General features: G+C 49.8%; 13 protein-coding genes. 3 read left to right on the forward strand and 10 right to left on the reverse strand.

Annotated elements, in window-relative coordinates:
* Positions 1-9: 9 nt before the first annotated feature.
* From oppF to F3J30_RS02550, 6 genes are all read right to left on the reverse strand, one after another.
* Positions 10-1014 carry a murein tripeptide/oligopeptide ABC transporter ATP-binding protein OppF gene (gene oppF / locus F3J30_RS02525; protein ID WP_014070536.1) on the reverse strand — a complete coding sequence of 335 codons (1005 nt, stop codon included), beginning with the start codon at positions 1012-1014 and terminating at the stop codon, positions 10-12.
* Positions 1011-2024 carry an ABC transporter ATP-binding protein gene (locus F3J30_RS02530; protein ID WP_014070537.1) on the reverse strand — a complete coding sequence of 338 codons (1014 nt, stop codon included), beginning with the start codon at positions 2022-2024 and terminating at the stop codon, positions 1011-1013. Before F3J30_RS02530 ends, oppF begins: the two co-directional genes overlap by 4 nt.
* 11 nt (positions 2025-2035) lie before the next feature.
* Positions 2036-2944: an oligopeptide ABC transporter permease OppC gene (oppC, locus tag F3J30_RS02535; RefSeq protein ID WP_014070538.1), complete on the reverse strand. Its 909-nt coding sequence runs from the start codon at positions 2942-2944 to the stop codon at positions 2036-2038.
* Positions 2945-2958: 14 nt separating this feature from the next.
* Entirely contained in the window at positions 2959-3879 is a 921-nt protein-coding gene (gene oppB, locus F3J30_RS02540; RefSeq protein ID WP_014070539.1) for an oligopeptide ABC transporter permease OppB, read from the reverse strand.
* Between the two features lie 123 nt (positions 3880-4002).
* The gene (gene oppA / locus F3J30_RS02545; protein WP_014070540.1) at positions 4003-5637 is read right to left on the reverse strand and encodes an oligopeptide ABC transporter substrate-binding protein OppA; all 1635 of its coding nucleotides are present in this window, start codon (positions 5635-5637) and stop codon (positions 4003-4005) included.
* Between the two features lie 772 nt (positions 5638-6409).
* Positions 6410-7057, reverse strand: a complete 648-nt coding sequence (locus F3J30_RS02550) for a YchE family NAAT transporter (RefSeq protein ID WP_014070541.1) — start codon at positions 7055-7057, stop codon at positions 6410-6412.
* Between the two features lie 480 nt (positions 7058-7537).
* Here F3J30_RS02550 and adhE point away from each other — a divergent pair, with 480 nt between their 5' ends.
* Positions 7538-10219 (forward strand): bifunctional acetaldehyde-CoA/alcohol dehydrogenase, encoded by a 2682-nt coding sequence (gene adhE, locus F3J30_RS02555; protein ID WP_166715634.1) that lies wholly within the window; start codon positions 7538-7540, stop codon positions 10217-10219.
* Between the two features lie 80 nt (positions 10220-10299).
* On the opposite strand, the gene tdk is transcribed toward adhE, so the two are convergent.
* Positions 10300-10914 carry a thymidine kinase gene (gene tdk, locus F3J30_RS02560; RefSeq protein WP_166715636.1) on the reverse strand — a complete coding sequence of 205 codons (615 nt, stop codon included), beginning with the start codon at positions 10912-10914 and terminating at the stop codon, positions 10300-10302.
* A 551-nt stretch (positions 10915-11465) separates the two neighbouring features.
* On the opposite strand from tdk, the gene hns reads away from it, so the two are divergent.
* Positions 11466-11879, forward strand: a complete 414-nt coding sequence (hns, locus tag F3J30_RS02565) for a histone-like nucleoid-structuring protein H-NS (protein WP_008502781.1) — start codon at positions 11466-11468, stop codon at positions 11877-11879.
* A 205-nt stretch (positions 11880-12084) separates the two neighbouring features.
* On the opposite strand, the gene galU is transcribed toward hns, so the two are convergent.
* The 3 genes from galU to rssA all read right to left on the reverse strand — a co-directional run bounded on the left by galU (position 12085) and on the right by rssA (position 15199).
* Entirely contained in the window at positions 12085-12993 is a 909-nt protein-coding gene (gene galU, locus F3J30_RS02570) for a UTP--glucose-1-phosphate uridylyltransferase GalU (protein WP_014070544.1), read from the reverse strand.
* 197 nt (positions 12994-13190) lie between these two features.
* Complete coding sequence (gene rssB / locus F3J30_RS02575) at positions 13191-14204, reverse strand: two-component system response regulator RssB (RefSeq protein WP_014070545.1); 1014 nt, start codon at positions 14202-14204, stop codon at positions 13191-13193.
* Between the two features lie 92 nt (positions 14205-14296).
* Positions 14297-15199, reverse strand: a complete 903-nt coding sequence (gene rssA, locus F3J30_RS02580) for a patatin-like phospholipase RssA (RefSeq protein WP_166715640.1) — start codon at positions 15197-15199, stop codon at positions 14297-14299.
* Positions 15200-15313: 114 nt separating this feature from the next.
* Here rssA and F3J30_RS02585 point away from each other — a divergent pair, with 114 nt between their 5' ends.
* Positions 15314-15772 carry a YchJ family protein gene (locus F3J30_RS02585; RefSeq protein ID WP_014070547.1) on the forward strand — a complete coding sequence of 153 codons (459 nt, stop codon included), beginning with the start codon at positions 15314-15316 and terminating at the stop codon, positions 15770-15772.
* Positions 15773-15811: the final 39 nt, after the last annotated feature.

The raw sequence follows: 15811 nt of genomic DNA on the forward strand, positions 1-15811 counted from the left end.
CCCTTGCGATTATAACGGGTCTACTTTAAGGCAGGAAACCGCATGTCGGAAACTGCCTTCCAGTACCGGTCGCGTTTGCGCGCATTCCGGCCCGGCCATCGGGCAGCGGGTGCGGAAAACACAGCCTGAAGGCGGGTTAATCGGTGATGGCAGTTCACCCTCAAGAAGCTGGATAGTTTTGTTCTTTTCCAGATCCGGGTCGGGAACCGGCACCGCCGACATCAGCGCTTTCGTATAAGGGTGCAACGGATTGTGGTACACCTCATCGTAAGTGCCAAGCTCAACCGCATGGCCCAGATACATCACCAGAACGCGATCAGAGATGTGTTTTACCACCGCCAGATCGTGCGCGATGAAGATAAGGGACAGCCCCATCTCGCGCTGCAATTTCTGCAACAGGTTAACCACCTGTGCCTGAATCGACACGTCCAGTGCAGAGACGGGCTCATCACAGATAATCAGCTTCGGCTCAAGGATCAGCGCACGCGCAATACCAATACGCTGACACTGGCCGCCCGAGAACTCATGCGGATAGCGGTTGATGAGGTTAGGCAGCAGGCCCACTTTCATCATCATCGCTTTTACGCGGTCGCGAACTTCCTGGCGCGGCATTTTCGGATGATAGGTACGCAGCGGCTCAGCAATGATTTCGCCAATAGTCATACGCGGGTTCAGTGATGCCAGCGGATCCTGGAAAATCATCTGAATATCGCTACGCACGTCGCGCCACTCGTCGGGCTTCATACCCAGCAGATCTTTCCCCAGCCAGGCGACTTTACCGCCAGTGGCTTTCACCAGGCCGATAATCGCACGGGCAAAGGTTGACTTACCGCAGCCAGATTCGCCCACCACGCCCAGGGTTTCCCCTTCATACAGACGCAGCGTCACGCCGTCTACGGCCTTAAGGGTTTTAGGCGGTTGCCAGAACCACTGCTTGCCATCTTTGATGTCGAAATGCACTTTCAGATCGGCAATTTCGAGCAGCACATTTCTTTTTTCGTCTAATGCGTTCATACCAGCTCCTCATGCGACTTAAAGCAGGCGCGCAGGCGGCCTGGTGCAAACTCTTCCAGTGGCGGAGCACTGTTACAGATTTCCATCGCATGTGGACAGCGAGGCTGGAACGGGCAACCTTTTGGCAGACGCAGTAAGTTCGGCGGGTTACCCGGGATGGTCAGCAGCGATTCCCCTTCCGCATCAAGACGCGGAACGGCATTCAGCAGGCCAATGGAATAAGGATGTGCCGGGTTATAGAACACGTCACGGGCTTTACCGTATTCCATCGTACGACCGGCATACATCACCAGCACTTTGTCACAGATACCAGCAACCACGCCAAGGTCGTGGGTAATCATGATAATAGCGGTATTGAACTCGCGCTTAAGCTCGTTCAGTAGCGTCATGATCTGCGCCTGTACGGTAACGTCCAGCGCGGTGGTAGGTTCGTCGGCAATCAGCAGCTTAGGACGGCAAAGCAGCGCCATTGCAATCATAACGCGCTGACGCATCCCGCCTGAGAATTCGTGCGGGAACATGCGCATACGCTTACGCGCTTCAGGCATTTTCACCGCATCCAGCATTTTCACAGACTCTTCAAAGGCTTCGGCTTTGCCCATGCCTTTATGCAGCATCAGTACTTCCATCAGCTGCTCACCCACACGCATGTACGGGTTCAGAGACGTCATCGGGTCCTGGAAGATCATGGAGATCTGTTCAGCACGCAGCTTGTTCAGCTCCTGCTCAGGCAGGTTCAGGATCTCTTTACCGTTGAAGGTTGCCGAGCCGCCAATGCGGCCGTTTTGGGCCAGAAGCCCCATCAGTGCAAACGCCGTCTGCGACTTGCCCGACCCCGACTCGCCAACGATCCCCAGGGTTTCACCTGCGCGCAGGTTGAAATTGAGGTCGTTTACCGCCGTCACATCACCATCTGGCGTTTTAAAGGTTACGCGGAGGTCTTTCACATCCAGCAGGATTTTGCCCTGCGCTTGCGCCGCCGGCGCAGATGCCGTTTCAATAATAGTCATCACGGCGCTCCTTAACGATCTTTCGGGTCGAGGGCATCACGCAGGCCATCGCCGATAAAGTTGAAACAGAACAGGGTTACAACCAGGAATCCTGCCGGGTACAGCAGCAACCACGGTGAAACTTCCATGGAGTTAGCGCCATCACTCAGCAGCGCACCCCAGCTACTCAGTGGCTCTTGCGTACCAAGGCCAAGGAAGCTCAGGAAAGATTCAAACAGGATCATGCTTGGCACCAGCAGAGAGGCATACACCACCACCACGCCCAGCACGTTAGGAACAATGTGGCGAACCACAATATTGCCGGTTGAAACACCGCCGACCTGTGCCGCTTCGATAAACTCTTTACGTTTAAGACTCAGCGTTTGACCACGCACGATACGCGCCATATCCAGCCAGGACACCATCCCGATTGCCACGAAGATAAGCAGGATGTTCTGACCGAAGAAGGTCACCAGCAGGATGACGAAGAACATGAACGGGAAGGAGTTTAAGATCTCCAGCAGACGCATCATGACCGAGTCCACTTTGCCGCCCAGGTAGCCGGAAAGTGAGCCGTATAACGTCCCGAGGATCACCGCCACCAGCGCGGCCGCAATACCCACCATCAGCGAGATACGACCGCCGATAGCGACACGCACCAGCAGGTCGCGGCCAGAGGAGTCGGTACCAAAATAGTGCCCGGACGCCATATCAGGCGCGCTGGACATCATGCCCCAGTCGGTATCGAAGTAGGTGAACTGCGACAGCATTGGCGCAAAGGTCACGAACAACGCGATGATCACCAGAACAATCAGGCTGGCAACGGCTGCGCGGTTATGCATAAAGCGACGGCGGGCGTCTTGCCAGAGGCTACGTCCTTCCACTTCCAGTTTTTCACTGAAGTTTTCCAGCGCCTCGCTGTTTTTCTTACTCAACATCATGGCGTGCTCCAGTGTTAGTAACGGATTTTCGGGTCGATAACGGCATACAGCACATCGACAACTGCGTTAAAGAGAATGGTTAATGCACCGACAAGGATAGTCAGACTCAGTACCAGCGAATAGTCGCGGTTGAGCGCGCCGTTAACAAACAGCTGACCAATTCCCGGCAGACCATAGATGGTCTCGATAACCATTGAACCGGTAATAATACCGACGAAAGCTGGCCCCATATAAGACAGCACCGGTAACAGCGCAGGTTTAAGCGCATGGCGCAGAATAATGCGGCGCATAGGTAACCCTTTGGCACGCGCAGTACGAATGAAGTTTGAGTGCAGAACTTCAATCATCGAGCCACGGGTAATACGCGCGATACTGGCGATATACGCCAGAGATAATGCCACCATCGGCAGAATCATGAACTTCAGTGCCCCGCCGTTCCAGCCGCCGCCAGGCAACCATTTCAGCGTGATGGCAAATATCATCACCAGCAATGGCGCGACAACGAAACTGGGGATAACCACCCCGGTCATTGCGACCCCCATTACTGCATAATCCCATTTGGTATTTTGTTTAAGCGCGGCGATAACACCCGCTGCCACTCCGAGAACCACGGCCAGGATAAATGCCGCAGCACCTAATTTGGCCGATACCGGGAAGCTCGAGGCCACCAGGTCGTTAACGGAATAGTCTTTATATTTGAATGACGGGCCAAAATCGCCATGCGCCAGCTGCTTCAGATAATTGAAGTACTGCGTGGAGATAGGATCGTTTAAATGGTATTTCGCTTCGATATTCGCCATGACTTCTGGCGGCAGCGCGCGCTCGCTGGTAAATGGACTACCGGGAGCAAGACGCATCATGAAGAATGAAATAGTAATAAGAATAAAGAGCGTCGGAATCGCTTCAAGACAGCGACGTAGGATAAATTTCAACATTGCCCGTACCTTCTGGCGTGTGCCTTTTACACCTGAGCTTTCAGGAAACCTGAAAATTCGGGTGTATATGGTGCGATGAGTTAAGACACAGTGGGGCAAATAACTTTGCCCCACGGATTGCCATTAATGCTTAATGATGTACAGATCTTTAGTATAGATGTTGTCCATCGGGTCTTTACCGGTATAACCGCCAACCCAAGGTTTCACCAGGCGCGCGTTCACGTAGTAGTAAACCGGTACAATCGCAGAATCTTTGCCTAACTGCTGTTCTGCTTTGTCGTACAGGGCAGTACGTTGCGCTTCATCAGTCACTTTCAGCGTGTCTTTCATGATCGCATCAAACGCCGGGCTCTTATAATGCGCGGTGTTCATGGAGCTGTCAGACAGCATGGTATTCAGGAAGGACGTTGGTTCGTTGTAGTCTGCACACCAGCCAGCACGTGCCACGTCGTAGTTACCCTGGTGACGGGTATCGAGGAAGGTTTTCCACTCCTGGTTCACCAGTTTCACATCCACACCCAGGTTTTTCTTCCAGATGGATGCGGCAGCGATTGCCAGTTTCTTGTGCAGATCGGAGGTGTTGTACAGCAGGTTAAACGTCAGCGGTTTGTCTGCGGTGTAACCAGCTTCGGCCAGCAGTTTCTTCGCTTCTTCGTTACGTTTTTCCTGAGTCCAGGTGAACCACTCTGGTTTGGTCAGTTTTGCACCGTCCGCGTATGGCGGAGTGTAACCGAATGCCGGCAGATCGCCCTGTGCTTTCACTTTATTTACGATGATATCGCGGTCCAGACCCAGTTTCAGCGCGGTACGAACGCGAGCATCGGTGAACGGTGCTTTCTGGTTGTTGATTTCATAGTAATAAGTACACAGGTACGGGTCGACGTGAACTTCAGTCGGGATCTCTTTTTTCAGTTTCTGGAAGAGTTCGATCGGCAGGTTGTTATAGGTCATGTCGATCTCGCCGCTGCGGTAGCGGTTAACGTCTGTTACTTCAGACGAGATCGGCAGATAGGTAATCTGGTCTACGACGGTTTTCGCGTTATCCCAATAGTTGGTATTACGCTCCATCACGATACGTTCGTTAACAACCCAGTCTTTCAGTTTATAAGCACCGTTAGTGACGATGTTAGCTGGCTGAGTCCACTTCTCACCGAATTTTTCGATGGCGGTCTTGTTAACCGGAGACATTGCCGGGTTCACCAGCAGTTTGTAGAAATACGGGACTGGCTCACTCAGGGTGACTTCCAGAGTGTGATCGTCAATGGCTTTCACGCCGAGTTCTGATGGGGCTTTTTTACCGTCGATGATTTCATCAACGTTCAGGATGTGACCGTACTGCGGATAGCTGGCGTATGGGGAAGCGGTTTTTGGATCAACCAGACGCTGCCAGCTATATACGAAATCTTGTGCGGTGACAGGTTCACCGTTGGACCATTTTGCGTCTTTACGCAGGTGGAATGTCCAGACTTTAAAGTCTTTGTTATCCCAGCTTTCAGCAACACCCGGAATTGGGTGACCGTCTTTCGTCGACGTAATCAGCAGACCTTCGAACAGGTCGCGGCTGATGTTTGCTTCAGGTACGCCTTCAATTTTGTTCGGATCCAGAGACTGCGGCTCAGCGCCGTTGTTACGAATCATGGTTTGCTTTTCTGCCAGCGTAACGCCAGCAGGTACATCGGCAGCCATTGCCATATTACCCGCGATTAGCGCAGTAAAGATTCCCGCGGCAATCAGACTTTTTTTAGTGATGATGGACATTGTGTTGATACTCCACTCATTATAATTACTGGCTTTGCCAGCTGTGTAATCCCCTGTTGGGGCCTGTACAGTGCAGGAGTTTTTTTTGCTACTGTCAGGTTCTTTTTTTACTTCTTGCTATCACCGACTTCTTTATTACTGACCGCTCGTATGGCCGTCTTGCGTCGATTCTTAACACGCCTCCCCTGTTATGAGACGTGCGTTTGATATCTGAGATGGAAACTATATGAAAATAATTCTCATCTACTTGTTTAGTGTGCAAAATATAAGGCCGGAAAGTACCAAATGGCGTAATCTCGCGCCAATACATTTTGCAAATTTGTTAAGCAATTCTCTTTTACGGTGATTACCGTTTCTTTGGGGGCAGCCCTGCCTGGCACTGAAAATCAATAAAAGCATATGACATTCAATGTGATAGAGGAATTTTCCTCTGCAAGCGCGTCGCTGCGCTATCATCGACTGGTTTTGTACGAAAATTTAACAACTGGTTATTATTTAGCACATTCCTCTAGGGGAACGTTGAAATTACTAATATCATTTCAGTTATCTCTCAGCAAGCCCCAGAGTATCATGTGAGTAAAATAACAGATCGTTTGGATGGTTTCTGCGCAGGCAGGTCAACAAGAAATAACTAACCTGTTGAAATTTAAGAAAAGGCTATTATTAGTAGAATTTATTATGACGCATCGCCTTTTCAATTTTATTTATATGATTTGCTGATAATCACGTAAAAAAAACGGAGCCACAGGCTCCGTTCTTTCATATGAAGACTTCAGTGCAATAGTCCGGGGAAAATGCTCTTTATCCCGGTCACGATAAATTCAATCCCCAGCGCCATCAGCAGCAGACCCATAATACGGGTAATCACGTTAATGCCGGTTTGCCCGAGCAGGCGAACCAGCCAGGGCGCCATGCGGAACACCCCCCAACAACACAACGCAAAAATCGCAATGGCAACGGAGAAACCAATAAGGTGCATCAGGTTGTGGTAACGCGTTCCCCATACAATAGTGGAACTGATTGCCCCCGGACCTGCCATCAGCGGCAACGCCAGTGGCACGACACCGATACTTTCACGGACAGACGTTTCTGACTTCTCTTGTTTGTTTTGCTTATCTTCACCTAATTTGCCGCTGATCATCGACATGGCAATGGTAACAACCAGGATCCCACCCGCAATACGGAATGAATCGATAGAAATGCCAAATATCTGCAAAATGCCGTCGCCCAGGTACAGTGACGTCAGCAGAATGATGGCAACAGACATGTTGGCCGTCAGGTTGGTTTTGTTCCTGGCCGCTGCCGTCTGGTAACTGGTCATACTAATGAAGACAGGAATAATCCCCACCGGGTTGACCAGGGCGAACAAACCAATAAAAAACTTAAAATATGTAGGAAAATCAAAGAGCGTTTGGATCACGTTTAGCTCCGCCTATGAGCATGGCCAGGGACTGACAGTGTGTCATGATACATCCGCGCTGAAGATACGCTTTTTATTAGCACACTTCACCAGAAATCTATGTCAAAACGCTATCATTTCATGATGTTAAACATTTGTGTTCTCAATGATAGCGCCACTTCCAATAGTTACTTAATTATTTAACACTGGAAAAATCTCAAAGAAATAACCCTGCTGAAAGGTATCAGCTTGGGGTAAAATTGACGTAGATCATGATTTTCGTACTCAGAAGTGAGTAATCTTGATTACGCCCCCAGGGAGATCACCTATCAAAAAGGGATGATGCTAAGGTAAGGCTCTTTTAGTAAATTAGTGTGTTAGAGCAGCGAGTAACCCTTTGTTTTACTAAGTGTTACGCAAGTACTAACGGCTCTGACTATACTGTCTCTCGTATCGAGCGCTGGTTTACTAATAGAGTTTAAACATTATCAGGAGAGCATTATGGCTGTTACTAACATCGCTGAACTGAACGCACTCGTCGAGCGCGTCAAAAAAGCCCAGCGTGAATATGCCAATTTCACCCAAGAACAGGTTGATAAAATCTTCCGCGCGGCCGCTCTGGCTGCTGCAGATGCTCGAATCCCTCTCGCTAAAATGGCCGTTGCTGAATCTGGCATGGGTATCATCGAAGATAAAGTGATCAAAAACCACTTTGCTTCTGAGTATATCTACAACGCCTATAAAGATGAGAAAACCTGTGGCGTTCTGTCTGAAGACGACACCTTCGGTACTATCACTATCGCTGAACCTATCGGCATTATTTGCGGTATCGTTCCAACCACCAACCCAACTTCTACCGCAATCTTCAAATCACTGATCAGCCTGAAGACCCGTAACGCAATCATCTTCTCCCCGCACCCACGTGCTAAAGATGCAACCAACAAAGCTGCTGATATCGTATTGCAGGCGGCTATCGCTGCGGGCGCACCAAAAGACCTGATCGGCTGGATTGACCAACCTTCTGTTGAACTGTCCAACGCGCTGATGCATCACCCTGACATTAACCTGATCCTGGCGACCGGTGGTCCTGGTATGGTTAAAGCAGCATACAGCTCCGGTAAACCAGCCATCGGCGTAGGCGCGGGTAACACCCCTGTCGTTATCGACGAAACTGCGGATATCAAACGTGCTGTTGCTTCTGTACTGATGTCTAAAACCTTCGATAACGGTGTAATCTGTGCGTCTGAGCAGTCCGTTGTTGTTGTTGATTCTGTATACGATGCGGTTCGTGAACGTTTCGCAAGCCACGGCGGCTACATGCTGCAAGGCAAAGAGCTGAAAGCCGTTCAGGACATCATCCTGAAAAATGGCGCGCTGAACGCCGCTATCGTTGGCCAGCCAGCGTATAAAATCGCCGAAATCGCAGGTTTCACCGTTCCGGCTACCACTAAGATCCTGATCGGTGAAGTGAAAGTTGTTGATGAGAGCGAACCATTTGCTCACGAAAAACTGTCACCTACGCTTGCAATGTACCGCGCGAAAGATTTCGAAGACGCGGTAGAAAAAGCCGAGAAACTGGTTGCCATGGGTGGTATCGGTCACACCTCATGTCTGTATACCGACCAGGATAACCAGCCAGAACGTGTTGCTCACTTCGGTCAGATGATGAAAACAGCACGTATCCTGATTAACACCCCTGCTTCTCAGGGTGGTATCGGTGACCTGTACAACTTTAAACTCGCACCTTCCCTGACTCTGGGTTGTGGTTCCTGGGGTGGTAACTCCATCTCTGAAAACGTTGGTCCAAAACACCTGATCAACAAGAAAACCGTTGCTAAGCGAGCTGAAAACATGTTGTGGCACAAACTTCCGAAATCTATCTACTTCCGCCGTGGCTCCCTGCCAATCGCGCTGGATGAAGTGATTACTGATGGCCACAAACGTGCGCTCATCGTGACCGACCGTTTCCTGTTCAACAACGGCTATGCAGACCAGATCACCTCTGTTCTGAAAGCTGCTGGCGTCGAAACTGAAGTCTTCTTCGAAGTTGAAGCTGACCCAACACTGAGCGTTGTTCGCAAAGGTGCTGAACTGGCGAACTCCTTCAAACCAGATGTGATCATCGCACTGGGTGGCGGTTCCCCAATGGACGCCGCGAAAATCATGTGGGTAATGTACGAGCACCCAGAAACGCACTTCGAAGAACTGGCGCTGCGCTTTATGGATATCCGTAAACGTATCTACAAGTTCCCGAAAATGGGCGTAAAAGCGAAAATGATCGCTGTGACGACCACTTCCGGTACCGGTTCAGAAGTGACGCCGTTTGCGGTTGTTACCGACGATGCAACAGGTCAGAAATACCCACTGGCTGACTATGCACTGACTCCAGATATGGCCATTGTTGACGCCAACCTGGTAATGGATATGCCGAAGTCACTGTGTGCGTTCGGTGGTCTGGATGCAGTGACTCACGCCCTGGAAGCTTACGTTTCTGTACTGGCATCTGAGTTCTCTGACGGCCAGGCTCTGCAAGCGCTGAAACTGCTGAAAGAAAACCTGCCTGCGTCCTACAACGAAGGGTCTAAAAACCCTGTAGCACGTGAGCGTGTACACAGTGCAGCAACTATCGCGGGTATCGCGTTTGCTAACGCCTTCCTGGGTGTTTGTCACTCAATGGCGCACAAACTGGGTTCTCAGTTCCACATTCCTCACGGTCTGGCGAACGCCCTGTTGATCAGCAACGTTATCCGTTATAACGCGAACGACAACCCAACCAAACAGACTGCATTCAGCCAGTACGACCGCCCACAAGCACGTCGTCGTTACGCTGAAATCGCAGACCATCTGGGTCTGAGCGCTGCGGGTGACCGTACTGCTGCGAAGATTGAGAAACTGCTGGCATGGCTGGAAAGCATCAAAGCTGAACTGGGTATTCCTAAATCTATCCGTGAAGCTGGCGTTCAGGAAGCTGACTTCCTCGCTCACGTAGATAAACTGTCTGAAGATGCCTTCGATGACCAGTGTACTGGTGCTAACCCGCGCTACCCACTGATCTCCGAGCTGAAACAGATCCTGCTGGATACCTACTACGGCCGTGAGTTCAAAGAAGGTGAAGTTGCAGCAGCTAAAGTTGAAGCAGCTCCTGCGGCAAAAGCTGATAAAAAAGCGAAGAAAAGCGCTTAATTGACAGCCTGATAAAAAACCCGCCATTGGCGGGTTTTTTTATGTCTGCCGGTCAGGCAATTAAAGGAACAAACCTTATCTTATTTCCGGTTATCGCTCTGAATAGCCGTCAGCGAGCCCACGACCAACGCTTCTTTATAGTGTTTACGGCAGACCGAAACATAGCGTTCATTGCCCCCTATCACCACCTGCTCACCATCGGCGTAAGGTTTTCCGGATTGCTCAAGGCGAAGTACCATGCTCGCTTTGCGACCACAGAAGCAGATTGTTTTTAATTCGACGAGTTTATCTGACCACGCGAGTAAATATTGGCTGCCGGCAAATAGCTCTCCACGGAAATCTGTGCGCAGGCCATAACAGAGCACCGGGATATCCAGCTCATCAACGACCTCTGAAAGGCCATGTACCTGCTGGCGCGTCAGGAACTGGCTCTCGTCCACCAGCACGCAATGTACGGGCCGTGAAGCATGTTCTGTACGGATATCCGCTAACAGGTCAGTCTCGGGGTTATACAGCTTCGCAGGAGACGAAAGGCCTATCCTTGAACTCACTTTCCCTGCGCCAAAGCGATCGTCAATTTCGGCTGTGTAAACCAACGTATGCATCCCCCTTTCCTGGTAATTGTAGGAGGACTGGAGTAACGCTGTGGATTTCCCTGCATTCATTGCCGAATAGTAGAAATAAAGTTGTGCCATTGGCCGTAAAACCCTAATCAATGTGTAATATTTCCGATGGTTCATTGTACCATAATTTGTCTCTCCATCAGCGACACGCCGCACAGAGTATGGGTTTCAGGGGGAAGGCATCAGCAAGCAGATTATGAAAATAATCCGTTAAAACATGAAGTAAACGCATTTTTCTGCAAAGTTTGGTTAAGCGTTTAGTCATAGATAACACTTCTTTTTATACTGGATTCAGCATTCATTAAAATTCACTATTTATTAACTATTGTCGGCAACACTCTGCTTTTCTGGAGTAATACAAAAGGCTGATATTTATCCGTCGCAACTATAATTCCTGCGGTAAATGTCACAAAAACAAACATGTGTTCGGCAACCTTATGATCTATGACGTGATAAGAAGCATCTCTGGGAGGGGGTGAAATTTAAGTTAGCGTAATTAATAATAGCGTCTCATATTTAGTATTTTTTGAATTCCTTACATTCTCACCTATTGCACAAGTCAATTTATGGCTCTATTATTAGGACAACAAACCACCCCCCATTATAAGTTTGAGATTACTACAATGAGCGAAGCACTTAAAATTCTGAACAACATCCGTACTCTTCGTGCGCAGGCAAGAGAATGCACCCTTGAAACGCTTGAAGAAATGCTGGAAAAATTAGAAGTTGTAGTTAATGAACGTCGTGAAGAAGAAAGCGCAGCTGCTGCTGAAATCGAAGAACGCACTCGCAAACTTCAGCAATATCGTGAAATGCTGATTGCTGATGGTATCGATCCAAATGAATTGCTGAACAGCATGGCTGCTGCTAAAACCGGCACCAAAGCTAAACGCGCTGCTCGTCCTGCTAAATATAGCTATGTTGATGAGAACGGCGAAACTAAAACCTGGACTGGCCAGGGTCGTACTCCTGCTGTTATCAAGAAAGCAATGGATGAGCAGGGTAAACAACTGGATGACTTCCTGATCAAGGATTAATCAGGACGCATTCTAAAAAATCCCGCTAAATGCGGGATTTTTTGTATCTGTAATTCACGCCGAACATCCCCTTACACTCTGTCATATAGCGACAAGACACTATTTAAAAACCCTTACAATCCGGCTCAGGTGACCCCGCCCGGGTTATGGGCATAAAAAAACCGGTGGGCAATGCCACACCGGTTTAGTTCATCCAGGAAACAGATTATTTTTTAATACCCATGCTCTCCTGGAGCCAGGATTTAAATTCTTCACCCAGAGTATTGTGGCGAATGCCATATTCAACAAACGCCTGCATATAACCGAGTTTATTACCGCAGTCATGGCTCTTACCTTTCATGTGGTAAGCTTCAACGGTTTCTTTCTCGATCAGCATATCAATGCCATCAGTAAGCTGGATCTCATCACCCGCTCCTGGAGGGGTTTTCGCCAGCAGCGGCCAGATTTCTGCGCTCAGGACGTAACGACCCACAACGGCCAGATTAGACGGTGCAACATCCGCTTTTGGCTTTTCAACGACGCCAACCATCGGCACGCTTTCGCCAGGCTCCAGATTAACGCCTTTGCAGTCTACAACGCCGTATGCGGTGACATCCGCAACAGGCTCAACCATGATCTGGCTGCTGCCGGTTTCATCGAAGCGTTTAATCATCTCTGCCAGGTTATCCTGGGACAGATCGGATTCGAATTCATCCAGAATAACGTCTGGCAGAATAACGGCCACAGGCTCGTCACCCACAACAGGGTGAGCACACAGCACCGCATGGCCCAGGCCTTTCGCCAGACCCTGACGCACCTGCATGATGGTGACATGCGGTGGGCAAATAGACTGAACTTCCGCTAACAGCTGACGCTTAACGCGTTTTTCCAGCATGGCTTCAAGTTCAAAACTTGTATCAAAATGGTTTTCGATAGAGTTTTTGGATGAATGCGTAACCAGCACAATTTCGGTAATTCCGGCAGCGATACATTCATTAACGACATACTGGATTAATGGCTTATCAACCAACGGCAGCATCTCTTTAGGGATTGCCTTCGTTGCGGGTAGCATCCTGGTTCCCAATCCCGCTACCGGGATAACGGCCTTTCTGACTTTCGAATTTAGGGCAGCCATTGAAATTCTCCTGAGCTGTTCAAGTTTTGAACTTATTCAATAAATAACGCGTTGAGTATATCAGCCTCACCATACAGTCCGGGTCTGAAAAGGACGCGTTGCCGATCAATTAGGATAAATACGCATGAATCTGGCGGTGATAGTAGCACTGTCAGCAAAACACCGGAAAAGCAATCTGACGAATAAAAGTCAATTGCTTATTCCGTGGACAACATTAAGCGTAACCGTCCCCCTGCCCCCCAAATTTGGCACTGCCAGGAGGAGCAGCGTTGGCTAATTTGATTAAGATAAGCTGTTCCTAATGTCCCTAAAGGAACGCCATTGCTTACCTGAATATGATGCTCCCCCGTATTGAGCGTTGCGTTTAGTCCGGCAGAGACGAGGATAAGGTTTTTCAGACCGCTGTGGTAATAACCGACCAGCAGCGGAAATTGCCCCGGCAAATTGGCCTGGCGAAAAAGATGATTAACCTGCTTAAGTAAACTGCCTAATTCAGGAAGCCGTTGACCCTGATGGGATAACTGTTCCTGCAAGAGCCCGTTAAATAGCGCCCGAAGTAACAGCGCAGCTAATACACCGTTATCACCTGCTCGCGTAACATCCAGACAATAAAACGCGAGGTCGGAATCCGATAAAGGTGCAATATCAAGCACCAGCCCGGGTTCGTCCGCGGCGACCAATTGGCGATAATTTATACGGCAATGAGAAATAGTCTGTTGAACCGGTGGCTGGAGTTCCTGCAACAATTTTGAGGCCGCCAGCGGATTACTGACTAACGCATCCCAGTCCTGGAAAAGGCGTTCTTCTTCCTCAACCCGGGAATTAAACATATTGGGATACAGGCAAGCCAGTACCGTTTCACGCAGGCGATTCAAATCCTTGACCGGTTTTAACAAAATATCCTGCACACCTAAACGCAATGCCCGGGCAATATCAGCCATATTTTCGGTGGCAGAAATTACCAGAATCGGGATCTGGTCACCCTCGTTTCGAAGATGCTCGACCAGCTTGAGTCCGTTCATGCGCGGCATGGCAATGTCACAAATCATCAGATCAGGCGTGATAGTGACCATTTTTTCCAGAGCATCAATACCGTCCTCGGCAAGCGATGTCATCGCGCCTAACGAGGATAACCACGAATCCAGCAGCGAACGGAAAACGGGCTCGTCTTCAACTATCAAAATGTGTTTTCCGGCCAATGGCTGCGTCATGGTTCCTCCCCTGGCTGACAGTTACTAAATAGTGGCATGTGATCGGCACTATCGCCTGTCAGATTTTGCTGAAGTAATCAAAAAAAGGGTGCTCAGGCTGATGTCCGCACAAACGGCAACAGCTCATCCATTTTCTTCTCAACGGCTAACGAGCCCGCAGTAATAGCGGCTTCGGAACGATGGAAGTCCAGGGTCGCGATTTGCGGGCAATACGGTTGAATAAGGATGTCAGGTGGGTCGCCCGCCATGCGGTTACGTTTAAGGCGGTTTTCAAGCACCTGGATTGAGGTCGTCATGATTTCGATTGCCGTCGGTGCGGCTACCGCACGACGCGCCGCCATCCGGCCGATTCGCCCACGCAAGCGTTCATGCCAGGCGAGTTTTTCACCTTCCGCATCCTCGCTTTGTAGATTGACGGGCAAAAGCTCCTGCTGCATCAGGTGTGCATCATGTTGCAGATCGACGGCTATCACGATGTCTGCGCCCATCGCGCGGGTGAGTGAGATAGGAATCGGGTTCACCACGCCGCCATCGACCAGCCAGTAGCCGTTATGCGGAACGGGCGCCATTAAACCCGGCATACTACAGGAGGCACGTACGGCAAGATGAATATCGCCTTCGGTAAACCAGAGTTCCCGGCCCGTGCTGAGGTTTGTCGCTACAGCGCCGAAAGGCAACCGGCAATCGCTGAAGTCTTCAAGAGGCATTATCTGGCGGAACTGATTAAACACCCGTTCGCCGCGCAGTAAACCGCCGCGTTGCCAGGAGAGATCCATAAGGCGTAGAACATCCCAGTAGCTGAAGGAACGCACCCATGTTTCCAGCTCCGGGAGCTTCCCACAGGCATACGCAGACCCGACCAGCGAACCGATAGAACACCCTGCAACGATATCAATCTCAATGCCCATCTCTTTTAAGGCATTAATTACGCCGATATGTGACCAGCCGCGAGCTGCACCTGAGCCCAGCGCCAGTCCAATTTTAACCTTTCTCATTAGCCCTGATTTACTTCCCCTGGATTCTCAACATAGCGTCAACGCAACTGCTCAGTTAACATGGTGCTACCCGAAGCGTTTTACGCCCTTAATTTTTGTTCCAGGAAGAGAATCGTGTCTCAACTCTGCCCCTGTGGTAGCGCTCTGGATTATAGCCTATGTTGCCAGCGATATCTTACTGGCGAGCAGGTTGCACCAGACCCGTCACACCTTATGCGTTCGCGTTATACTGCTTTTGTGATCAAAGACGCAGACTATCTGATTAAGACCTGGCACCCGTCTTGTCATGCCGCCGATTTTCGTCAGGACATCGAAACTGGTTTCGCCAACACGCAGTGGCTTGGCCTGACCGTTTTTGACGCCTCGGCCGGAAGCAACGACAACGAAGGCTACGTCAGCTTTGTTGCCCGCTTTACCGAACGCGATAAAACGTCTGCCATTATCGAACGTTCCCGTTTCTTAAAGGAAAGCGGGCAGTGGTATTATATTGACGGTACGCGCCCGCAAATCGGTCGTAACGATCCCTGCCCTTGTGGTTCAGGTAAAAAATTTAAAAAGTGTTGCGGGCAGTAATGCCTGACAACTCAGATTTCGCAAATACTCAAACAGGAT

The organism is Enterobacter sp. Tr-810 (assembly GCF_011752765.1).
GTDB lineage: Bacteria > Pseudomonadota > Gammaproteobacteria > Enterobacterales > Enterobacteriaceae > Enterobacter > Enterobacter soli.